The sequence below is a fragment of the Pseudomonas sp. S2_A05 genome (assembly GCF_054668485.1).
On sequence record NZ_CP162775.1, the window covers coordinates 1109426 to 1130087 of the forward strand.

The 20662-nt window shown below is 61.1% G+C and carries 20 protein-coding genes; 6 read left to right on the forward strand and 14 right to left on the reverse strand.

Annotated elements, in window-relative coordinates; translation table 11 throughout:
• Positions 1-19: 19 nt before the first annotated feature.
• Positions 20-1474 (reverse strand): flavin-containing monooxygenase, encoded by a 1455-nt coding sequence (locus tag AB4O12_RS05065; protein WP_460060592.1) that lies wholly within the window; start codon positions 1472-1474, stop codon positions 20-22.
• A 188-nt stretch (positions 1475-1662) separates the two neighbouring features.
• Between AB4O12_RS05065 and AB4O12_RS05070 the strand changes: the two genes are divergently transcribed.
• The 3 genes from AB4O12_RS05070 (at position 1663) to AB4O12_RS05080 (ending at position 4860) form a co-directional block, all read left to right on the forward strand.
• Positions 1663-2736 carry a diguanylate cyclase gene (locus AB4O12_RS05070; protein WP_252869187.1) on the forward strand — a complete coding sequence of 358 codons (1074 nt, stop codon included), beginning with the start codon at positions 1663-1665 and terminating at the stop codon, positions 2734-2736.
• A gap of 208 nt (positions 2737-2944) precedes the next feature.
• Entirely contained in the window at positions 2945-4180 is a 1236-nt protein-coding gene (locus AB4O12_RS05075) for a M20/M25/M40 family metallo-hydrolase (RefSeq protein WP_056784596.1), read from the forward strand.
• A 401-nt stretch (positions 4181-4581) separates the two neighbouring features.
• Complete coding sequence (locus AB4O12_RS05080; RefSeq protein WP_457263575.1) at positions 4582-4860, forward strand: hypothetical protein; 279 nt, start codon at positions 4582-4584, stop codon at positions 4858-4860.
• Positions 4861-4988: 128 nt separating this feature from the next.
• Here AB4O12_RS05080 and AB4O12_RS05085 read toward each other — a convergent pair whose 3' ends face one another.
• From AB4O12_RS05085 to AB4O12_RS05120, 8 genes are all read right to left on the reverse strand, one after another.
• Positions 4989-5858, reverse strand: a complete 870-nt coding sequence (locus AB4O12_RS05085; RefSeq protein ID WP_016774123.1) for an isocitrate lyase/PEP mutase family protein — start codon at positions 5856-5858, stop codon at positions 4989-4991.
• Positions 5859-6012: 154 nt separating this feature from the next.
• Entirely contained in the window at positions 6013-7047 is a 1035-nt protein-coding gene (gene astA / locus AB4O12_RS05090) for an arginine N-succinyltransferase (RefSeq protein WP_041478621.1), read from the reverse strand.
• Between the two features lie 49 nt (positions 7048-7096).
• Positions 7097-8113, reverse strand: coding sequence for an arginine N-succinyltransferase (locus AB4O12_RS05095; protein WP_073475358.1), 1017 nt, complete (start codon positions 8111-8113; stop codon positions 7097-7099).
• A 116-nt stretch (positions 8114-8229) separates the two neighbouring features.
• Positions 8230-9579, reverse strand: a complete 1350-nt coding sequence (locus AB4O12_RS05100; protein WP_076567476.1) for an APC family permease — start codon at positions 9577-9579, stop codon at positions 8230-8232.
• A 54-nt stretch (positions 9580-9633) separates the two neighbouring features.
• Positions 9634-10386, reverse strand: a complete 753-nt coding sequence (locus AB4O12_RS05105; RefSeq protein ID WP_460060597.1) for an N-formylglutamate amidohydrolase — start codon at positions 10384-10386, stop codon at positions 9634-9636.
• Positions 10370-11701: a type I glutamate--ammonia ligase gene (locus AB4O12_RS05110; RefSeq protein ID WP_122601701.1), complete on the reverse strand. Its 1332-nt coding sequence runs from the start codon at positions 11699-11701 to the stop codon at positions 10370-10372. Before AB4O12_RS05110 ends, AB4O12_RS05105 begins: the two co-directional genes overlap by 17 nt.
• Positions 11698-12342 (reverse strand): cysteine hydrolase family protein, encoded by a 645-nt coding sequence (locus tag AB4O12_RS05115; protein WP_460060600.1) that lies wholly within the window; start codon positions 12340-12342, stop codon positions 11698-11700. Before AB4O12_RS05115 ends, AB4O12_RS05110 begins: the two co-directional genes overlap by 4 nt.
• A gap of 2 nt (positions 12343-12344) precedes the next feature.
• On the reverse strand, positions 12345-13199 hold the full coding sequence (locus AB4O12_RS05120) for a MurR/RpiR family transcriptional regulator (RefSeq protein WP_056784613.1): 855 nt from the start codon (positions 13197-13199) through the stop codon (positions 12345-12347).
• 276 nt (positions 13200-13475) lie between these two features.
• On the opposite strand from AB4O12_RS05120, the gene AB4O12_RS05125 reads away from it, so the two are divergent.
• Positions 13476-14087 carry a histidine phosphatase family protein gene (locus AB4O12_RS05125; RefSeq protein ID WP_460062390.1) on the forward strand — a complete coding sequence of 204 codons (612 nt, stop codon included), beginning with the start codon at positions 13476-13478 and terminating at the stop codon, positions 14085-14087.
• The gene (gene cobF, locus AB4O12_RS05130; protein WP_375123424.1) at positions 14087-14842 is read left to right on the forward strand and encodes a precorrin-6A synthase (deacetylating); all 756 of its coding nucleotides are present in this window, start codon (positions 14087-14089) and stop codon (positions 14840-14842) included. Before AB4O12_RS05125 ends, cobF begins: the two co-directional genes overlap by 1 nt.
• A 218-nt stretch (positions 14843-15060) precedes the next feature.
• On the opposite strand, the gene AB4O12_RS05135 is transcribed toward cobF, so the two are convergent.
• Genes AB4O12_RS05135 through AB4O12_RS05145 form a run of 3 tightly spaced genes read right to left on the reverse strand, consistent with a single transcriptional unit; the run spans position 15061 to position 17642 of the window.
• The gene (locus tag AB4O12_RS05135; protein WP_460060603.1) at positions 15061-16242 is read right to left on the reverse strand and encodes an acetyl-CoA C-acetyltransferase; all 1182 of its coding nucleotides are present in this window, start codon (positions 16240-16242) and stop codon (positions 15061-15063) included.
• Between the two features lie 11 nt (positions 16243-16253).
• Positions 16254-16919 (reverse strand): CoA transferase subunit B, encoded by a 666-nt coding sequence (locus AB4O12_RS05140; protein WP_016774134.1) that lies wholly within the window; start codon positions 16917-16919, stop codon positions 16254-16256.
• A 24-nt stretch (positions 16920-16943) separates the two neighbouring features.
• Positions 16944-17642, reverse strand: coding sequence for a CoA transferase subunit A (locus AB4O12_RS05145; protein ID WP_016774135.1), 699 nt, complete (start codon positions 17640-17642; stop codon positions 16944-16946).
• Between the two features lie 224 nt (positions 17643-17866).
• Here AB4O12_RS05145 and AB4O12_RS05150 point away from each other — a divergent pair, with 224 nt between their 5' ends.
• A complete protein-coding gene (locus AB4O12_RS05150; protein ID WP_460060606.1) occupies positions 17867-18802 on the forward strand; it encodes a LysR substrate-binding domain-containing protein in 936 nt (311 codons plus the stop codon).
• Between the two features lie 44 nt (positions 18803-18846).
• Here AB4O12_RS05150 and AB4O12_RS05155 read toward each other — a convergent pair whose 3' ends face one another.
• Together AB4O12_RS05155 and AB4O12_RS05160 are read right to left on the reverse strand one after the other, a co-directional pair.
• Positions 18847-19464 (reverse strand): DNA-3-methyladenine glycosylase family protein, encoded by a 618-nt coding sequence (locus tag AB4O12_RS05155; RefSeq protein WP_056784624.1) that lies wholly within the window; start codon positions 19462-19464, stop codon positions 18847-18849.
• 58 nt (positions 19465-19522) lie between these two features.
• Complete coding sequence (locus AB4O12_RS05160; RefSeq protein WP_460060609.1) at positions 19523-20605, reverse strand: bifunctional transcriptional activator/DNA repair enzyme AdaA; 1083 nt, start codon at positions 20603-20605, stop codon at positions 19523-19525.
• Positions 20606-20662 lie beyond the last annotated feature (57 nt).

A 20662-nucleotide genomic window follows, 5' to 3' on the forward strand; every position in this document is an offset into this window, starting at 1 on the left:
ACGTCTTCCTTATACGTGTTCAGGACAAAATATGGTCGGCCGGTTTCAGCGCCCGGGTCAGCAGGTGATAGCTGAAACTGAAGCCGGGAAACATCGCGATCACATGACCGCTCTTGCTCTGGTACCAACTGTGGCAACTACCGGATTTCCACACCGTGCGCTGCATTTCCCGGTGGATCATTGCAGTGTAGGTACGTTCTGCGTCACGGCGCACTTCGATGCTGCTCAGGCCTTTGGCCCGTACGGTGCGGATGCAGTCGAGGATGTAGTTCATCTGCGATTCGATGATGAACAGTGCCGAGGTGTGGCCAATGCCGGTGTTCGGCCCGGTGACGATAAACAGGTTGGGGAAATCCGGCAGGCTGGTGCCGAGGTACGCGCGCGGGTATTCGGCCCAGACATCTCTGAGTTGCACCGCGTTTTTGCCGCTGACCGGGTAGGAAATCACCCCGTCGGTGGCGTCGTAACCGGTGGACCAGACGATCAGATCAACATCGAGATGCTCACCGTCCACGGTGTTGATCCCGCTTTCGTCGATCGAAGCGATGCCGTGCTCGCGACTGTGCAACGTGACGTTGGCGCGGCTCAGCGCCGGGTAGTACGTGCTGGACACCAAAACGCGTTTGCAGCCGATGGTGAAGTCCGGAGTGAGTTTTTGCCGCAGCAGCGGGTCCGGAACCTGGCGCTTGAGAAAACGCAGCGCATGTCGTTGGACCAGATGAATCGCCGGTCTCGAGTATTTGAAGGCGATCACCCGGGTTTCGAATTGCCAGTAGATCAGCCAGCGCAGCAGCTTGTACGCCGGCTTCAGACCGAGCAGCCAGCGCTGGAAACGGCCGAATTTGCGATCGGCACGCGGTAGCACCCAATGCGGCGTGCGCTGGAATACATGCAGGTGTTCGACTTGTGGCGCAATCGCCGGGATCACCTGCGCGGCGCTGGCACCACTGCCGACGATCGCCACGCGTTTACCGCGATAGTCGTAGCTGTGATCCCAATTGTTTGTGTGAAAAGTCTTGCCTTGAAAGCGATCCATCCCAGGAAAGTTGGGGATGACCGGCTGACTCAACGGCCCGGAAGCATTGATCAGGAATTGGGTTCGGAAAGTACCTCTGGCGCGGGTTTGCACCAACCAATGCTTTTCCGCTTCGTCCCACTCGACGCGCTCGACATCCGCCCCCAGTTCCACGCGCTCGCGTAAACCGAACTGCTCGATCACCTGTTCGGTGTAGCGACGCAGTTCCGCCTGTTCGGCGAACATCTGCGACCAGCGGTAGGGCGCGAATGACAGCGAATACAGCGGCGACGGCACGTCCACCGCTGCGCCGGGGTAGGTGTTCTGGCACCAGGTGCCGCCGAAGAAGTCGCGTCGTTCAAGAACGCGAAAGTCGTCGATTCCGGCCTTGAGCAGGTTGACCGCCGCGCACTGGCCGCCGAAACCGCTGCCGATGATCAACACAGCGTAGGTATGCATGTGCCCCCTTTTTATAGTTGTTTTTCCATTTCCCCTCTTTCATTTATAGCCAACTCTGGGCCGCGCGTGCGGCGCTGATAGCGCTCTATTCAGGCCGCTGGCCGGTGATGGCTATTTAACGGCGCCCTGATAGACTCCGGACACATCCTTGTCGGGATGTAACCATGCATCGCGCGGTCGAGGCCCTTATGGGAAATACGCGAGGAAAGGGACTTTCACTGGCCAGGAGGCTTTACAGGTCGCGGGTGTTCGGGCTGCTGCTCGGGCTGATGTGTGTCAGCGTGGCGATGCACGCGCTCGATCCGCCGCTGTGGGTGTGGGGCCTGATGCTGTTCAACGGCCTGGTCTGGCCGCATCTGGCCTTTCAATGGGCGCGAAGCTCGAGCGTGCCGTTTCGCGCCGAACACCGCAATTTGCTGATCGATGCATTCATGGGCGGCTTCTGGGTCGCCGCCATGCAATTCAATCCCTTGCCCAGCGCGACCACGATTTCGATGATGGCGATGAACAACGTCGCCATCGGTGGCGGGCGGTTTTTGCTGGCGGGCACGGCGGTGCAGTTGCTCGGTATGGGCGTAGGGCTGGTGGTGTTTGCGCCGGCGTTCATCCCGCCAACAACGCCGCTGCAGCTGTACGCCTGTTTGCCGTTGCTGTTGCTGTATCCGCTGGCGCTGGGCTGGATCTGCTTTCGCCAGGCCTCGACCCTCGGTCGGCACAAGCGCGAGCTATTGGCGTTGAGTCGCACCGACAGCCTGACCGGTCTGCTCAATCACGGCGCGTGGAAGGATCAGCTGAACCTCGCGTTCCAGCGCTGCAAACGCCAGCAGCAGGGCGCGGCGATTGCGCTGATCGACATCGACCACTTCAAAGCGATCAATGACACCTATGGGCATGTCGCTGGCGATATCGTCCTGCGCCAGTTGAGCAAACTGCTCAAACAGAATCTACGCGCCACGGATGTGGCCGGGCGCTATGGCGGGGACGAGTTCTGCGTGATTCTGCCGGAGCTGCCACTGTTCAACGCGGCTCAGGCGATGGAAGCCTTGCGCGAGCGTTTTGCGGTGATGGGCTACGAGCAGAACCCCGCGTTGAAGGTCAGTCTGAGCATTGGCCTGGCCGCGTACGACCCGAGCCATGCCGACGCCACGCGTTGGCTGGATGAGGCCGATCAGGCGTTGTACGAAGCCAAGGCCAGTGGGCGCAATCGGGTGATCTGCAACAGCGACAACAAGCCGAGGCAGGCGCTGCTGGATTCGGTCTGACGGGCGAGCTGATACCTGTGGGAGCGAGCCTGCTCGCGAAAGCGCTGGGTCAGGCGGTATCAATATCGTTTGCCACGACGCCTTCGCGAGCAGGCTCGCTCCCACCGGGGTATGTGTTGTCGGTTAGATCAGTGTCGCATCCGCTATAGAGCCTTGCGTCAATGTCGGTTACGGTTGAATCCCTCCGACACGAAACAAGGACTGCTTCATGACGTTCTCATTTCCCCGCTCTCTGCTGGCCGCCAGCCTCGGTCTGTCCCTCGCATTCTCGGCCGCAAACGCCGCCGAACCGCACAAACAAGTGCTCGCCGATGCCGAGCAGTATCAGCCCGAAGCCCTGAAAATGTTGGAGCGACTGGTCAATATCGACTCCGGCTCAGGTTATGAGCCGGGCCTGAAACAGGTCAGCGACATTGCCATCGATGAACTGAAAAAACTCGGCGCCACCATCGAACTGGTGCCCAACACCCCGGAAAAATCCAACCACGTACTGGCCACGCTCAAAGGCACCGGCAAGGCGAAAATCCTGCTGATGGCGCACATGGACACGGTGTTCAAGGAAGGCTCCGCCGCCGAGCGGCCTTTCCACATCAAGGACGGCCGCGCCTACGGGCCGGGTGTGATGGACGACAAGGGCGGCATCGTCGCCGGCATCTACGCATTGAAAGTGCTGAAGAACCTCGACTTCAAGGATTACGCGCAGATCACCTTCCTGCTGGATGCCAGCGAAGAAACCGGCTCGGACGTCGCCACCGACCTGATCAAGAAAACCGCCAAACAGCACGACGTCACCCTCAACCTCGAACCGGGGCGCCCGGCCGATGGCCTGGTGGTGTGGCGCAAGGGCAGTGCGACGGCGCTGGTCGAAGTCAAAGGCAAGGCCGCCCACGCCGGCGTCGCGCCAGAGTTGGGACGGAACGCGGCGATGGAAGCGGCGCATCAGATTCTGCAACTGGGCAAGCTCGGTGACGAGGCGAAGAAGACCACCATCAACTTCACCGTGCTCAAGGCCGGCGATCGCACCAACGTGATTCCTGATCAGGCCACGGCCAAGGCGGATGTGCGCGCGGCAGTGCCGGAGGAATTTGATCGCATCGAGAAGGATCTGGCGCGGGTCTCGCAGGACAAGTTGATTGCCGATACCGAAGTGAAAACGTCCTTGCAGCGCGGTTTGCCGCCGATGCCGCAGACCGCTGAGTCCGATCGCTTGATGGCCATGGCTCAAGGCATTTACGGCGAAATTGGCCGCAAGCTCACCGAGGAGGGCAGCGGCGGCGCGGCGGATGCCAGTCTGTCCGCAGGCGTAGGGACGCCGACGCTGGATGGCTTCGGCATTGTCGGCGGCAATATTCACACGCCTGAGGAGTATGCCGAGGTGGCGAGCGTGGCGCCGCGGATTTATTTGTTGTCACGGATGATCATGGAGTTGGCGAAGCCGCGGTGATGGGGTTGGTGGTGTGAATGCTTGGGATGGGGTGTCAGTTGACTCACCCCCTCACCCTAGCCCTCTCCCCAGGAGAGGGGACTGACCGTGTTGTTTATAGTCAATGCGGCAAGCTTAAGATTTTCTGCTGAATTCAATTTCGCATTCAACACGGTCCACCACGTCGGCGCAGATCCTGAGCATCCCCCAATCGGTTCGCTCTCCCTCTGGGAGAGGGCTAGGGTGAGGGGCTTTTGTGGGAAAAGTGGCAGTCGAGGACGGCGTACAAAAAATACCGAAAAGTCCGACAGAAGCTCTCGTTGCGGCCGTCGGGCGCGGCTCTTATAGTCTCCGTTCGCAGATAACTCTGCGACGATCTTGGCCGGTCGAATACAGAACCTGACCTTTCTGGAGTGAACTCTATGACCGACCAGGTAATGCCGCGCTACCTCCCCATCGACACCTACGACGCCGAATCGCCGGTGCTCTTCATCAATACCCATACAGAACTCAGCGACATGGCCGCCTGTGCGATGCACCGGTTTGTGGTCGTGCGCGATCTGGCCGACACTTTCGCCAGCCTCAACCTCAAGGGCATCTCCGATTGTGATCTGACGCGGGTGACCAGCGCGGTTCATCTGCTGATGCGCGAGGGCTGCGCGATTCTGAATGTGATTCAGGCGCGGGCGGCGCAGCGGTAGGAGGGGTATAAGACGCCGGTTTAGCGGTGCCGCAATAGACGCTTTCGCGAGCAGGCTCGCTCCCACAGGGGACCGCATTTCAACTGTGGGAGCGAGCCTGCTCGCGAAGGGCCGGTGCAGCGTGTGCATCACTCCTTGACGCTCATGTACTCCTTGGCCCAGAGAATGTATTCCTCCGGCTGGGTATAGGTGTGGGTCAACTCGGTCGCGCTCAAATCGGAGGCCTGGGTGAAGATCTGCCGCTGTTCGCGCAGGCTGTCGTAGGTTGCCTTGATCGCGGCGAAGTAGGCGCCGTGGCCGTCGATGGTCACGCGTACGCCGAGTTCGGCCAGGCGTTTGTCGTCGCGCAGGGCCGGGTTGCCGTAGGTGACCAACATCAGCGGCACGGTCAGATGCTCGGCGATCTGTTCCAGCTGATCGAAGTCCTGCACGCCGACCATGCAGATACCGTCAGCGCCCGCCGCCTGATATTGGCGGGTGCGGCTGATGATTTCCTGATTCGGCAGAATGCCGGCGTTGGTGCGGGCGATGATGGCCATCTCGGTGTCGACCCGGGCTTCCAGCGCCGCGCGGATCTTGCCGACGCCTTCGGCCACGGTGATCAGGTCGGTGGATTTGCGCCCGAATTGCGCGGGCAGCAGGGTGTCTTCGATGGTCAGTGCAGCGACGCCCGCGCGTTCCAGTTCGACGATGGTGCGCATCACGTTAAGAGCGTTGCCATAGCCGTGGTCGGCGTCGGCGATCACTGGCAATTGGGCGACGCGGCCAATGCGCGTGGCCTGTTCGGCGAATTCGCTGAGGGTGATCAGGGCGAAGTCCGGCGCGCCAAGCACCTGCAGGGAGGCCACGGAACCGCCGAGGATACCCACTTCAAAACCCAGGTCAGCGGCGATGCGGGCGGACATCGGGTCGAAAACCGAAGCCGTGTGGTAGCAGGTGTCGGAGGCCAGCAGCTGACGGAAATTGCGGCGCAAATCTTGATGGGAAAGCCTGGTCATACGAGTTCCACCAATACATAAGGAATGGAAAGGCTTGAGCAAAGGTGTCAACGCCGAAGAATGAAAAGGCTATCACGCGAATGGGTCAAGAATCATGACGAATTTGCGCGGCAGGACTGGCGGCTGAAAGGTTTAATCTCCCGTGCCGGAAATATCAGGCCGCCACGGCATGTTGCTGTTGATGGGGCAGGAGCACTGCGCGCACTGAATTGCCCGGCTGCAGTTGCAGGCGTTTGGCAGTGAGACGATCGACAACCAGGCTGTTGCCCACCAGTCGCCCGGGGGCCACGGTGATACGGCAGTTTTCCAGCCGGCGGTTGTGAATCAGCCATAGCGGCGCCTGCTCGTCCGGGGTGCCGAGGCTCAAGGTCAGTTCGAGGCTGTCGCGCACCGTGCGGATGCTGCGGATCGGCGCTTCGATGACCGGGCCACCGTCGAAAATGTCGATATAGCCTTTGTGCGTGAAGCCCTCGGCCTGAAGAATCTTCAACGCCGGCTGGGTGTTCGGGTGAGTCTGGCCTATCGCCGCCTGCGCCTGTTCGGTGAGCAGGCAGGTATATAGTGGCTGGCGCGGCATCAGTTCGGCGATAAAGGCTTTGTTGCCCAGACCGGACAAGTGATCGGCGTGGGTGAAATCCATCTGGAAGAAGTGCCGGCCAAGGCTGTCCCAAAATGGCGAGCAACCGTTTTCATCGGCACTGCCGCGCAACTCGGCGATCATCTTCTCGCCAAACAGGTGCGGAAATTCGGCGACGAACAGCAGACGACCCAGCGACAACAGGCGGCCATTGCTGCCGTTGCGCTGGTCATGGCGCAGGAACAGCGAGCACAGCTCCGATTGGCCGGTCAGTTCGTTGTTGAGGAACAACGTTGGGATCTGCCGCTGAATGCCCAGGTCCGGTGCCGAACTGACGGTCACCCCGAGCCGGTAGTTGTACCAGGGCTCGCGCAGGCCAACGGCGCCGGCCATCGCGCTGACACCGACCACGCGCTGCTCATCATCCTCGAGGACAAACAGGTAATCGGCATCGGCGCGCTCCACCTGTTCGGCGAATGCGCGCTGTGCCCAACGCACTCGATGTGCGAGGCGGTCTTCGTTGGCCGGAAGGGTGGTGAAACCTGGCCCTGCCTGTTCGACGAGGGTCATCAAGGCAGGCAGGTCGCTGACTTTTACCGGACGGACAATCATGCTCCAACTCCTTTGGCGTACCGATTCAGGCGCGGATGGCTAACGCGGCTCACAGAGCGACCAGCCGTATCGAGCTGCCTTCGCTGACTTTCAGTGCCGCGCAGATGGCGGGTGTCAGGGGCAGCGGTTGATCAGGGTGATAGTCGAGTTCGGTGACAATCGCTCGGTAGTCATGCAGGGCGTCGTTGCTGAGCAGGTAACGGCCACGGGCGTCGGTCGATACTTGTTGGCGGACAATAGCGGTCTGGCTGTCAGCGATCGAGCGAATGTTTGCGGTACGCGCATACAGGGTCGGGCCGGCGTCGAACAGGTCGATGTAGCTGTTGGTTTCGAAGCCTTCCCGCGCGAGGATGTCGAACGCTTCCTGGCCGTCCGGGTGCACGCGGCCGATGCAATCCTGCGCCGCTTGCGGCAGCATCGGTACGTAGATCGGGTATTGCGGCATCAGTTCGGCGAGAAACGTGCGGCTCTGCAAGCCGCACAGGCGCTCGGCTTCCGCGTACGGCAGGTCGAAAAAGTGCTTGCCCAGCGCATCCCAGAATGGCGAATGCCCCTGCTCGTCGCTGTAGCCGACGATCTCGGTGATCACCGCCTCGGAGAACCGCTGTGCATGCGCAGCAATGAACAGCAGGCGCGCTCGCGACAACAGTTCGGAAAACGGCGTACGCACCAGCGCGGTGTCAATGTGGAAACCGCGCAGCAAGGTATGCCCGCTCAGGTCATGGCACAGCGACAACGCGGGCACGCCATGCTCGATGTTCAATTCTCGCGATGCACTGGTGAAATGGCGGTTGCGCAGGCTGTAGAACGGCTCCTTGAAGCCGGCGGTGGCGAGGATTTCCGAGCAGCCGACCAGTTGCTGGCGTTCGAGATCTTCCAGTACAAAGAAATAGTTTTCCGGCCCCTGGGCTGTGGCGGCGCTGTCGAAAGACGCGCACGACGCGGCGATTTTTTCGCGCAGGTGTTCGCTGTCATTCGGCAGCGAAGTCACGCCGATCAGGCTCTCGCGGGCCAGGCGCTGTAGCTGGGGCAGATCATTCTGCTCGACTGGGCGTAAGACCAGCATGGATGTACTCCTGTATCAAAAGGTTCGGCCCATTCGCCGAACCTGACTATCACTGTCGGTTTCCACGCATTGAATCGGCGGTCGCCTTTTGTTGTCAGACGCCGCTCTTTTTCTTGTCAGCCTTTGCTCGGATCGGGCAGCGCTGTGCTGGCGCCGAGCTTGTTGAGGAAGAACAGGTACACAAGGCCCAGGGCAATCCAGATTAGGCCGAGTTTCTGCGCATCGACGCCCATGTTGTACATGATCGCGGCGACGATGATGAAGCCGATCACCGGGCAGAGCAGATGGCGCACAAACTGCCCCGACTTCTGCCGACGCCAGTAGTGGTTGATCACCGTCAGGTGCAGCAGCATGAAACCGCTGAGGGCGCCGAAGTTGATCAGCGAGGTGAGGATGTCGACCGCGTCGATGAACAGGTAGCAGATCAGCAGCGACAACACCGCCACCAGATAAATGCTCAGGTACGGCGTGTTGTGTTTCGGGTGGACCTTGGCCAGCACCTTCGGCAGCTTGCCGTCGCGGGCCATGCCGAACAGCAGCCGCGACACGGCGGCCTGCGAGGTGATTGCCACGGCGACGCCCCAGGCCAGCGCCGTGGCGACGGCGGTCAGGGTCGCCAGCCAGCTGCCGGCGGCAATTTCAGCGATTTCATAGAACGCGGTGTCGGCGGATTTGAAGCCCATGCCCGCTGCCAGATCGGTGGCGATCCACGTTTGTACGACGAAAATCGTGCCCATCACTGCCAGGGTGATCAGCGCTGCCTTGCCGACACTGCGGCCCGGATCTTCCTTGATTTCTTCGGCGAGGGTGGAGATCGCGTCGAAGCCGAGGAACGACAGCACGGCGATCGACACGGCTTGCATCAGCAGGGCGAAGTTGAACGTTTCCGGGTGATACAGCGGCGCCAGCGTCAGCTCACCGTTACCGCCACCGTTGTGCAGGGCGTTCCAGGCGTAGAACAGGAAGATGCCCAGCACCACCAGTTGTGCCAGCAGGAACAGCATGTTCATCCGCGCGGTGAAGGTAATGCCGCGCAGGTTGACGAACGTCGCGCTGACCAGAAACGCCAGGATGAAGCCGACCTTGGGAATGTCTGGGTACAAATGGTTGAGCGCCATCGCCGAATACAGGTACAGCAGCGGCGGAATCAGCAGGTAATCGAGCAGCATCAGCCAGCCAGCGATGAAGCCGACGTGTTGATTAAGCCCGCGTTGCGCGTAGGAATATACGGAGCCGGCAACCGGAAAGGCCTTGGCCATGCTGCCGTAACTCAGGGCGGTGAACAGCATCGCCACCATGCCGATGATGTACGCCAGCGGCACCATCCCCGGTGCTTCGGCGTTGACGTAGCCATACACACCGAACGGGGCGATGGGGATCATGAAGATCATCCCGTACACCACCAGATCGGTCAGCGTCAGGCTACGTTTCAACTCTTGCTTGTAGCCGAATTCTTCAATTTCCATGAAGCGCAACTCCTTGTCAGCTATCGGTTGGTTTATGTTTTATCGGTCCATCGTTTACAGCAAAGGTGCGAGATAGCCTGCCCAGCGCGAGACCGCATCGGGGCTGCGCAGCAGATCATTGCGCACCTCGATCAGCACCGCCTCAAGGCCCTCGGCATCACCGTGCACAGGCACGGTCATATCGCCCAGCGGGTCAATTTTGTACGGCTGGTTGCCCGCGACTTTCAGCGGGTGCGCTTGCAACCCGTCGAGCAGGCGCTGAGCATAGTCCTGGGCCTGGCCGAACAACACGCCGACTTCCAGTGGTCGCGGCTGGCCGTAATACACCGGGGTGAAACTGTGAACACCGACCACCCGCACCGGCAGACCTTTGGCAATGCGCTCGTCGATCAAGATCTGCAAGCGCGCGTGAAACGGTTTGAACAACGTCTGGCGCCGGTACTCGCGGGTCGCCTCATCCAGCTCACGATTGCCCGGTATCGGGTAGATCTCGCTCTGCAGCGGGATGCTGTCCGGCGCATGGCGGGGGCGGTTGAGGTCGATCAGCAGCCGTGAGTAATTGGCGCTGAGCAACGTGGCGCCGAGCTGTTCCGATAACTGTTCGGCCAGTTGCAGCGCGCCGATGTCCCAAGCGATATGTTCGCGCGCGGCCGCCTCGTCCAGGCCCAGATTGTTCAGGGCGTCGGGGATGTAGCGACTGGCGTGTTCGCACACGAGGATCAACGGGTTCGTCGAGTCCTCGCGGCTCAGGTTGTAGACCGGGCGGGTGTACAACCCAAGCTCGGCGGATTCAGTACAGGCGTGCATAGTGCTCACACAGGTCAGCGGGCGAGAGCTGTTCCGTCAGCGCCAGTTCCTCGGTTTTCAGGGCGTAATAAGTGTCGAGCAACGGCTTGGGCAGCCATTCGTTGAAGGCTGTACTGTCACGCAGGCAATCCAGCGCCTGGGCCAGCGAGGCGGGCAGGGCGACGATGCCCCGGGCCTTGCGTTGCTCGTCGTTGAGTGAATCGGGAATTTCATCGGTAACCGCGTTCAGCGCCAGACGCTGTTCGATGCCCAGCCGCCCGGCAATCAGCAGCGCAGCCATGGCCAGATGCGGCGAGGCAGTGGCGTCCATGGCGCGGAATTCCAGGTTGAACTGCTGCGCGGCAGACTTGCCGCCCAAGGTCACAGTCGGGCAGATGCGCAGCGCCGCTTCACGATTCTGCTGCCCCAGACACGCATACGACGCGCTCCAGTGGTGCGGCTGCAAACGCTGGTAGGACAGCGGCGTCGGCGCGGTGAACGCGCACAGCGCCGGTAGAAAATGCAGGACTCCGGCAGCCCAGTGCTGACCGATGCTCGACAGGCCGTTGCTGGTGCCGGCGTCGTACAACATCGGCTGGCCGCTCAGGTCGAGCAGGCTGACGTGCAGGTGCACACCGTTGCACACCGCCTCGGCGGCAGTCTTCGGCGCAAAACTCAGATCCAGGCCCATTTGCCGGGCGATTTCCCGGGTGATTTCCCGCACGTTGACCGCGCGATCCGCCGCCGCCACGCCAAGCGTCGGGCGGCAGGTGATTTCGTATTGGTGCTTGCCGTATTCCGGCAGGAACATTTCCGGCTCGACGCCGCCGGCGCGCAGGGCGCTGAGCAGCCAGCCGCCGAATTCGGCGCCCTGGCGCTGCGCTTCGAGAGAGAACGCCGCGTGTTCGGCAATACCTGCGTGCAGGTTGAATTCATGTTCGAAGGCGGCGTTGACCTGCAACCCCAACTCATCGTGATAGCGCTCGATTTCATCGCGCAGCAATGTGCGTGGGCAGGCGCCCCATGCCTGGCCGTCGGTCTCACGAATGTCGGCGTGAATGAAATCCAGCACCGGCGCATTGGCGTCCGGGCCGCTGCCGACAGTGACGCGGCTGCTCAGATCGGGAATCAGCCGCAGGTCGCCATACGCGCCCCAGGGATTGCTCGACGCGATAATGTCCTGTGGCGTCAACGCACTGTTGGCCGGTACCCAACCGCAACCCGCTGCCTGGTAATGCTCCAGCTCATCGCTGGGAAACGAGCGGCCACGGGTGATGCCGATCAGGTCGGTTGTCACCAGCGTGGTCATCGGCAAAGGCGTCAGGCGCGGGCTCATGGCTGCATCTCCTGCAAGCGACCGAGCACGGTGTCGGTGTCGGTGATCCAGCAGTAACCCTTGATCGCGTTGAGGCAGGCGTGATGGCGTTCAGCTGTGTAAGTGGCGCAGGCATCCTCCACCAGCGTGACCAGATAGCCACGGTCGGCGGCGTCGCGCACAGCCATGTCGACGCACTGGTCGGTGACGATGCCGGCGATGATCAGATGGCGGGTTTGCAGATTGCGCAGCACGTAATCGATGTTGGTTGAATTGAACACCCCGGAGGAGGTCTTCGGCAGCACGATTTCGTTTTCGGTCGGGGTCAGTTCAGCGATGACCTGAGCTTGCACGCTGCCATTGGGCAGGTGCATGTCCGACAGTTTGTGATCCAGCGAGCGGTCGCGACCGTCGGCGGTCAGGCTTTCGATAATCGTGTGCAGCACGTTCTGCTGCGCCTGACGAAAGGCGCCCAGCAGACGCTGTTGGTTGGGCACCACCTGGCTGCGCGTGCGCTGGAGAAAATACTCGGCATCCGGCTCGCTCAGGTGCGGGTCGAATTGCGGTTCGAGCCAGGCGCGCTGCATGTCCACCAGCAGCAAAGCGGTGTGGTCGGTCGCAAACGGCAGGTCCCGAGGCGAGCGGTGGGGAAGGCTGAACATCCTTATTTGTCCTCCAGCAGGTGAGTCGCAAAGTCGTTGCGCAGGGCATCGATGCCTTCCAGGCGATCGGCCGGGTCCGGCACGCGCAAGGTCAGGCAGGCGATCAACGCCTCGACCTGCGCCAGCGCCGGCACCATGGTGTCGAACGGCGACGCCGATTCCACCGGCGCGCTGATGATCAGGTCGGCCAATTCGCGCAGCGGCGAGGCGTAGACATCGGTGAACAGCACCACTCGCGCGTTGTTGTTTTTCGCCGCCTGCGCAACGCGCAAAGCTTGGGTCTGGTAGCGCCGGTAGTCGAATACCAGCACCACGTCCTGACGTTGCAGATCGTACAAACGGTCGGGCAGCAGGGCGTTGTCTTCCAGGGCGAAGCAGCCGGGACGCAGCAGACGCAGGTGGTTGAGCAGATAATTGGCCAGCAGAATGCTGAAGCGGCCACCGAAACAGTAGACCTGATGGCGGCTGTCGAGCAGCCATTCCACGAGGATGCGCACATCTTCAGGCTGGGTCAGGGCTTGGGTGTCGATCAGCAAGCGCTGGCTGTCCGCCAGGTAATGCGCCCAGGCATCGTCCTTGTTCTGCTGCGAGCGCGGCTGCAACAAGGTGCGCGGTGAACGCAGGCGATGGTCCATGTCGCTGAGCAGGGCTTCCTGGAATTCGGCATAACCGCCGAAACCGAGCTTTTTCACCAGGCGCACGATGGTCGGATCGCTGACACCGGCATGTTCGGCCAGTCGCGCCATAGGCCCGAGACCGTTGCGCGGATACTGATCAAGCAGGGCGCGAACGACTTTGCGCTCCGATGGCGTCAGGTCCAGGCCGGGGTCGGTGATCAGGTCTCTGAGAGGGGGCATCCGGGCTCCTGCTGGATGGGGTGTCGAATTCGTTTCACAATCCGTTAAACGAGTATTTATGTAATGGGTGTTACATGTCTAGCTAATTTTTGTACAGGTTCTTCGAGCACCAAAACTGTGCAAGGTGCCCGTGTAATAAGGGCTACGTCGAAGTAGCGCGCTGTTGTAGTCCTTTGCCGATTGCTGTGTCAGACATTACCTATCCCAAGCTCAGCGACGGGCCGGTGACAACCCTGAACGCCGAGGTTTTGCGGCACAATGCGACGCATATCGGCCATGTGCCATTGTTTGTTTTATCTTTCGACCGAGAACCTGCTTGTGCCAAGTAGCCGTTTGATACTGATTTGCCATGCGCGAACCGTCGCACAGAAACTAGCGCGTTTTCCTACGGACGAGCCTGTTGAAAATCTGGCTGTTCCGTCCGACGCGTTCAGGGCGCGATTGGCGGTAACGCGGCGGCTGGTGTGTGCCCCGGAGTTGAGAACTCAGCAAACGGCGGCATGGTTTGGCGTCGATGCGCAGATTGATCAAGCCCTGCGCGATTGCGATTGGGGACGCTGGCACGGCCAGTCGATCAAGGATCTGCAAGCCAACGAAAACCAGGCTTTGCAAGCCTGGCTGGCCGATCCTGAAGCGGCACCCCATGGCGGCGAATCAGTCAGGCAACTGACGCAGCGGGTGGCAGAGTGGCTGGACACAATCGCTGCAGCGCCTGGGCATGTCGTGGCGGTGACTCATCCTTTCGTCATGCGCGCGGCGCTGATGCAGGTGCTGCAGGGCGCGGCGTTCCACGCAATCGACGTCGAGCCGCTGGCGATCATCGACTTGCGCTTCAATGGCATCTGGCGACTACGCTTGCCGGGCATGGCCCTTGACGAGGAATTCTGATGAAACAGCTGCTGGTCATCGGCATTGGCGCCGGCAATCCGGACTACATCACCATGCAGGCGGTGAAAGCGCTGAATCGGGTCGATGTGTTCTTTTTGCTGGATAAAGGCCAGAGCAAGCAGACGCTGATCGATCTGCGCCGCGAGATCTGCGAGCGCTACATCACCGACCACGCACATCGCTTTGTCGAAGCCAGCAGTCCGGAGCGCGAGCGCGGCGATGTCGACTACACGGCGAGCGTCGATGCACTGAACCTCGCCAAGCAGCAGACCTTCGAACGGCTGATCAATGAAGAATTGTCCGACGGCCAGTGCGGCGGATTCCTGATATGGGGCGATCCGGCGTTATACGACAGCACATTGCGGATTCTTCAGGCGATTCAGGCAACAGGCCGCTGTGAATTCGACTATGAAGTCATCCCCGGGATTACCAGTGTTCAAGCCTTGGCTGCGCAGCACAAAATACCTTTGAACACGATTGGTCGCTCAGTAGAAATCACCACAGGCCGGCGATTGGCGGCGGGGCAGGTGGGTGAAGCGGACAGTCTGGTGGTGATGCTTGATGCCGAGGATTCCTACCAGCGGGTGGCGGATCGGCAGACCGAGATTTTCTGGGGCGCTTACCTGGGCACGCCGGACGAGATACTGCTCAGCGGCCGGCTGGCGGAAGTGGCCGATGAGATCGAACGGGTGCGCAAGGCGGCGCGAGCGGAGCATGGGTGGATCATGGATACCTATCTGTTGCGCAAGCCTTGAATGGTTGGCGCCTGAACACGCGCTTTCGCGAGCAGGCTCGCTCCCACAGGGAAATGCGTTGCAGAATGTGGGGCGAGCCTGCCCGCGAAGGGGTCAGAACATTCACCACCGATTGTAGACAGGCAAAAAGAAACCCGGTGCAACGCAAATCGCACCGGGTTTTTTGTTGCCAGCCAACAGCGGATGTCGTGGATCCGCCGTCAACCTAGAACTCCGTATCAGCCGCGTTCCAGCGCCAAAGCCACACCCTGACCGCCGCCGATGCACAAGGTCGCCAGACCTTTTTTCGCATCGCGCTTGAGCATTTCGTGCAGCAATGTCACGAGCACGCGGCAACCTGATGCGCCGATCGGGTGACCGAGGGCGATGGCGCCACCGTTGACGTTGACCTTGTCCAGATCCCATTGCAGGTCTTTGGCCACGGCCAGCGATTGCGCAGCGAACGCTTCGTTGGCTTCGATCAGGTCGAGCTGATCGATGCTCCAGCCGGCCTTGTCCAGGCAGCGGCGGGTGGCCGATACCGGGCCGATACCCATGATCGCCGGATCGACGCCAGCGTTGGCGTAGGCGGCAATCCCGGCCAGAACCGGCAGGCCCAGCGACTTGGCTTTCTCGGCACTCATCAGAATCACGGCGGCGGCACCGTCGTTCAGCGACGAGGCGTTGCCTGCGGTGACGCTGCCGTCCTTTTTGAACGCCGGACGCAGTTTCGCCAGAGATTGTGCGGTGGTATCGCCGCGTGGCTGCTCGTCGACCTTGAACGCCACCGGATCGCCTTTGCGCTGGGGGATCAGGATCGGCGTGATTTCATCAACGAAGCGCCCGGCCTCGATCGCAGCGGCAGCTTTCTGCTGGGAAGCGGCAGCGAAGGCGTCCTGCTGTTCGCGGCTGATCTGGTATTTGTCGACCAGATTCTCGGCAGTGATGCCCATGTGGTAATCGTTGAACGCATCCCACAGGCCATCGCTGATCATGGTGTCGACGATTTGCGCGTGGCCCATGCGCAGACCGGTGCGCGCACCCGGCATGATGTAGTTGGACAGGCTCATGTTCTCCTGACCGCCGGCGATGATCACCTCGGCGTCGCCGCAACGGATCGCTTGCGCGCCCAAGTGCAGAGCCTTGAGGCCCGAACCGCAGACCTTGTTCAGGGTCATGGCCGGTACGGCGTGGGGCAGGCCAGCCTTGATTGCGGCTTGACGTGCCGGGTTCTGCCCGGCGCCAGCGGTGAGCACCTGGCCCATGATCACTTCATCGACCTGCGCCCCGTCGAGGCCGGTCTGCTCGAGCAACTGGCGGATCACCGCCGCGCCCAGGTCTACGGCGGATACATTGGCCAGGGAGCCCTGAAAACTGCCGATCGCGGTACGCGTGGCGGCAACAATGACGACGTCTTGCATGTGCGAATTCCTCACTGGGCAGCGAACTGCATTTCCGGTACGTGATCCGGGACGATCAGTTTACCAGCGGTTTTGGCGACGATTTCCTCAACACTGACGCCAGGTGCGCGTTCCTTGAGGACAAAAGCGCCATTTTCGATTTCCAGATAGGCGAGGTCGGTCAGCACGCGCTTGATGCAGCCGGCACCGGTCAGCGGCAGGCTGCACTTGGCCAGCAGCTTGGACTCACCGTCCTTGGACGCGTGGGTCATGATGACAATGATGTTGTCGGCGCCGGCCACCAGATCCATCGCGCCGCCCATGCCCTTGACCAGTTTGCCGGGGATCATCCACGAAGCGATGTTGCCTTCGACGTCGACCTCGAACGCGCCGAGCACGGTCAGGTCGACATGGCCGCCGCGGATCATCGCGAAGGATTCGGCGGAATTGAAGATCGACGCGCCGATCCGTGCAGTCACCGTTTGTTTGCCGGCGTTGATCATGTCGGCATCGATGGTTTCTTCGGTCGGGAACGGACCCATGCCGAGCAGGCCGTTTTCCGATTGCAGCATGACTTCCATGCCTTCGGGGATGTAGTTGGCGACCAGGGTCGGAATGCCGATGCCGAGGTTCACGTAGTAGCCGTCCTGCATTTCGCGGGCGACGCGCTGAGCCATTTGTTCGCGGGTAAGTGCCATGTTGTTGTTCTCCGAAGGCCTGAATTATTTGCGGATGGTGCGCTGTTCGATGCGTTTTTCGAACGTGCCGCAAATGACTCGATCGACGTAGATACCCGGGGTGTGGATCTGCGTCGGGTCGAGTTCGCCGGGCTCGACGATTTCTTCGACTTCGACCACGGTGATCTTGCCGGCGGTCGCGGCCAGCGGATTGAAGTTCTGCGCAGTGTGGCGGTAAACGACGTTACCGAAATGGTCGGCCTTCCAGCCTTTGACGATGGCGAAATCGCCGGTGATGGATTCTTCCATCAGGTATTTGCGCCCCTTGAACTCGCGCACTTCCTTGCCTTCAGCAACCGGGGTGCCAACGCCAGTGGCGGTGAAGAACGCCGGAATGCCGGCGCCGCCTGCGCGCATCTTCTCGGCGAGGGTGCCTTGCGGGGTAAGGATGACTTCGATCTCGCCCTTGAGCAGTTGCTCTTCAAACAGTTTGTTCTCGCCGACGTAGGAGGCGATGACTTTGCTGATCTGGCGGTCGGTGAGCAGCACGCCAAGGCCGAAACCATCAACGCCGCAGTTGTTGGAAACCACGGTGAGGTCACGGGTGCCCTTGCGCTTGATCTCGGCGATCAGGTTTTCCGGAATGCCGCACAGGCCGAAGCCGCCGGCGATAACGGTCATGCCGTCTTCCAGCCCGGCCATCGCTTCCTCGTAGGAATACACACGCTTGTCGAAACCTGCCATAGGCACCTCTTTTATTATTTGCGGGCGGCTGGCTAGCCGAATGACTGGAGTGTCTCTCTGCTGGATATATTTGTTAAGTTGATTTTTAAGGTGGATTGATTGATAAATCTCACCAATAAGCGTTCGGCGATGATCGTTCCCACGCAGGAGCGTGGGAACGATCAGGGCCATCGCATCACGGCTTGCAGCTTGACGCTTGCCGCTCGCAACTGGAGCAAAGCGACATGACCATCAAACAGATCCGGGCCTTTCTCGCCGTGGCCCATAGCCTGAGCTTCGCTGTGGCCTGCGAGCGTCTGCATTTGTCGCAATCGGCGCTCAGCCTGACCATCAAGGCGCTGGAAGAGGGCCTGGGAGGGCGTCTGTTCAGCCGTAACACGCGTAACGTGGCGTTGACCCCGGAAGGTGAGTCCCTGCTGCCGCTGGCGCGCCGCTTGATCGCCGACTGGGACAATGCCGAAGACGAAATGCGCCAGCGTTTCAGCCTGCAGCGCGGACGCGTGACGCTGGCGGCGATGCCGTCGTTTGCCGGCAATCTGTTGCCGCCGATTCTCAAGAGCTTCCGCGCGCGTTATCCGAACGTCAACGTCACGGTCAACGACGTGATCAACGAGCAAGTGCTGGAAATGGTCCGCGATCGTCAGGTTGAACTCGGTGTGGCGTTCGCGCCGATGCAGAGCACGTCGATGACATTCACGCCTTTGTATGTCGATCGCTTTGTCGCCGTGGTGCCGGCCGATTCAGCGCTGGCCGGTCGCGCCGACATCGATTGGCAGACCTTGCTGGAGCAACCGTTCATCACCCTGCAGCGGCCATCAACGGTGCGGGTGATGCTGGAAGAGCATTTGCAGGCGCGCGGAATGAAGTTGCCGGTGGAGTTCGAGAGCCATCAATTGGCGACGGTAGGGCGAATGGTTGCCAGCGGGCTTGGGGTCAGCGCGGTGCCGGCATTGTGCGCGGGGCAAATGCGTGAGCTGGGCGCGCATTGCCTGACCTTGAATGATTCGGTGGAACGGGCGATTGGTGTGTTGACCGAGCCGGGCAATGACCTGTCGGCGGCGGCGCAGGCGTTGTTCGAGATTCTCAAGGCTGAAGATTTGCAGCGCCAGTTCGATTTTCCCCTCACCCCGGGAGCGCGGAAACAGAGCGCCGAACGCTGATTCAGTGTGGGAGCGAGCCTGCTCGCGAAGAACGATAACGCGGTCTAAACCTTGGCCACGCGCCACAGATACCAGGCCGCAAGCGTCCGATAAGGTTTCCACGCCTGGCCAATCTCGATCATCTGTTTGCGCGTCGGCTGCACCTCCAGTCCCTTCAAGCGCCGATATCCCTCACGCACGCCAAAATCATCCGCCGGCAGGATGTCCATACGTTCCAGGCTGTAGATCAACAGCATCTCCACGGTCCAGCGGCCGACCCCGCGCAGGCTGGTCAGGCGTTCGATCAGGGTTTCATCGTCCATCGCCCGTGCAGTCGGGTAATCCGGCACCACGCCGTCCAGCGACGCCTGGGCGATCCCTTGAATCGTCGCAATCTTGCTCGCCGAAAAACCACAAGCACGCAGTCGCTCGACCTCGGTAGCCAGAATCTGCTGCGGATGCGGAAACGACTGGCCGGGGAACAACTCCACCAAACGCCCAAGGATCGCATCGCCGGCCTTGGCGTGCAGTTGCTGATAGGCAATCGCCCGTACCAGCGATTCATACGGGTCGCGCGCCGGATGTGGCTGATGCAGACATGGCCCGACGGCGCTGACATGGCGCTGCCAGTCAGTGTCTATCGCGGCCAGAAAAGCGCTGGCCATCTCATACATGTCAGCCATGTTGCGGTGATTCGAACGTACTCATCGAAATCCCTGTTTGCGTGTTGGATCGCACGGCTCAAAAAGCCAATTGTTGAGTCATTTGCAGTGCGGCGTTTTCCAGTCTGAGTAGAAACGCCTTGCGCGGTTGTCCGCCACCATAACCTGTCAGCGAGCCGTCTGCGCCGATCACTCGGTGGCACGGGACCACAATCGACAACCGATTGTGCCCGTTGGCCAGGCCGACGGCACGGCTGGCGCCGGGTTTGCCCAAGCCTGCCGCGATGGCGCCGTACGTGCTCGTGCGGCCATAGGGAATTTGCAGCAGCGCCGCCCACACCTCACGGGCGAAAGTGCTGCCGGGCAGGTGCAGCGGCACGCTGAACTGAGTCAGTTTGCCGGCGAAATAATCCGCCAGTTGCACCTCGATCTGCTGCAAGTGGGCGTTATGCCCCGGCGCAACCGCGTAGCCATAACGATTCTGCAGCGCTTCGACTTCGCGGGTCAGCGCCGGTCGATCGAGAAACTCCAACAACACCAGCCCACGCTGCTCAGCCATGGCGATCATCGGCCCCAGCGGCGTGGTAAGGCGGGTGAACAGCAACGGCTCACTGTTGGCCGCACGGCCCGGGGTGATGTGGAAGGACTTCTGAAACGCATCGCGAAAACCGCTGAGCGACTCGTAGCCGGAGTCGAACGCCGCGTGATCGATCGACGTGCCTTGCCTGATCCCGCCCAAGGCCATGCCAAGGCGACGTGTGCGCAGCCAGGCGTGGAAGGTCATGCCGAAGTGCTGCTTGAACCAGCGTCGCAGTTTCAGCGGTTCGATGCCCTCGGCGAGCAATTGCGCATCGCTCCAGCGCCGTTCGGGATCGGCGTCCACCGCATTGAGCAGGCGCTGCACCCAGTCCGGGGCGATGGCCGCTGCGTCCAGCGGTCTGCAGCGCAGGCAGGCGCGGTAACCAGCGCACAGGCATTCGTCGGCGTGGGCGAAGAATTCGACGTTTTCCGGTTTCGGCTTGCGCGCCGTGCAACTGGGGCGGCAAAAGATCCCGGTGGTTTTCACGGCGGTGAAGAAAACGCCTTCATAGGCAGTGTCGCGCTCGAGCATGGCGCGAACCATTTCGGCGTGGGGCGGCAGGACAGCGGCTGGTATGTTCATGACGTGAGAGTAAATCCGCTTTGTCGATGGCTCCACCGAAAAATCGACAGTGAATTT

What these genes read in the sequence shown, in the direction of transcription:
- AB4O12_RS05065 (WP_460060592.1), bottom strand. Translation starts at nt 1,474, where the DNA reads ATGCATACCTACGCTGTGTTGATCATCGGCAGCGGTTTCGGCGGCCAG.
- AB4O12_RS05070 (WP_252869187.1), top strand. Translation starts at nt 1,663, where the DNA reads ATGGGAAATACGCGAGGAAAGGGACTTTCACTGGCCAGGAGGCTTTAC.
- AB4O12_RS05075 (WP_056784596.1), top strand. Translation starts at nt 2,945, where the DNA reads ATGACGTTCTCATTTCCCCGCTCTCTGCTGGCCGCCAGCCTCGGTCTG.
- AB4O12_RS05080 (WP_457263575.1), top strand. Translation starts at nt 4,582, where the DNA reads ATGACCGACCAGGTAATGCCGCGCTACCTCCCCATCGACACCTACGAC.
- AB4O12_RS05085 (WP_016774123.1), bottom strand. Translation starts at nt 5,858, where the DNA reads ATGACCAGGCTTTCCCATCAAGATTTGCGCCGCAATTTCCGTCAGCTG.
- astA (WP_041478621.1), bottom strand. Translation starts at nt 7,047, where the DNA reads ATGATTGTCCGTCCGGTAAAAGTCAGCGACCTGCCTGCCTTGATGACC.
- AB4O12_RS05095 (WP_073475358.1), bottom strand. Translation starts at nt 8,113, where the DNA reads ATGCTGGTCTTACGCCCAGTCGAGCAGAATGATCTGCCCCAGCTACAG.
- AB4O12_RS05100 (WP_076567476.1), bottom strand. Translation starts at nt 9,579, where the DNA reads ATGGAAATTGAAGAATTCGGCTACAAGCAAGAGTTGAAACGTAGCCTG.
- AB4O12_RS05105 (WP_460060597.1), bottom strand. Translation starts at nt 10,386, where the DNA reads ATGCACGCCTGTACTGAATCCGCCGAGCTTGGGTTGTACACCCGCCCG.
- AB4O12_RS05110 (WP_122601701.1), bottom strand. Translation starts at nt 11,701, where the DNA reads ATGAGCCCGCGCCTGACGCCTTTGCCGATGACCACGCTGGTGACAACC.
- AB4O12_RS05115 (WP_460060600.1), bottom strand. Translation starts at nt 12,342, where the DNA reads ATGTTCAGCCTTCCCCACCGCTCGCCTCGGGACCTGCCGTTTGCGACC.
- AB4O12_RS05120 (WP_056784613.1), bottom strand. Translation starts at nt 13,199, where the DNA reads ATGCCCCCTCTCAGAGACCTGATCACCGACCCCGGCCTGGACCTGACG.
- AB4O12_RS05125 (WP_460062390.1), top strand. Translation starts at nt 13,476, where the DNA reads ATGTGCCATTGTTTGTTTTATCTTTCGACCGAGAACCTGCTTGTGCCA.
- cobF (WP_375123424.1), top strand. Translation starts at nt 14,087, where the DNA reads ATGAAACAGCTGCTGGTCATCGGCATTGGCGCCGGCAATCCGGACTAC.
- AB4O12_RS05135 (WP_460060603.1), bottom strand. Translation starts at nt 16,242, where the DNA reads ATGCAAGACGTCGTCATTGTTGCCGCCACGCGTACCGCGATCGGCAGT.
- AB4O12_RS05140 (WP_016774134.1), bottom strand. Translation starts at nt 16,919, where the DNA reads ATGGCACTTACCCGCGAACAAATGGCTCAGCGCGTCGCCCGCGAAATG.
- AB4O12_RS05145 (WP_016774135.1), bottom strand. Translation starts at nt 17,642, where the DNA reads ATGGCAGGTTTCGACAAGCGTGTGTATTCCTACGAGGAAGCGATGGCC.
- AB4O12_RS05150 (WP_460060606.1), top strand. Translation starts at nt 17,867, where the DNA reads ATGACCATCAAACAGATCCGGGCCTTTCTCGCCGTGGCCCATAGCCTG.
- AB4O12_RS05155 (WP_056784624.1), bottom strand. Translation starts at nt 19,464, where the DNA reads ATGGCTGACATGTATGAGATGGCCAGCGCTTTTCTGGCCGCGATAGAC.
- AB4O12_RS05160 (WP_460060609.1), bottom strand. Translation starts at nt 20,605, where the DNA reads ATGAACATACCAGCCGCTGTCCTGCCGCCCCACGCCGAAATGGTTCGC.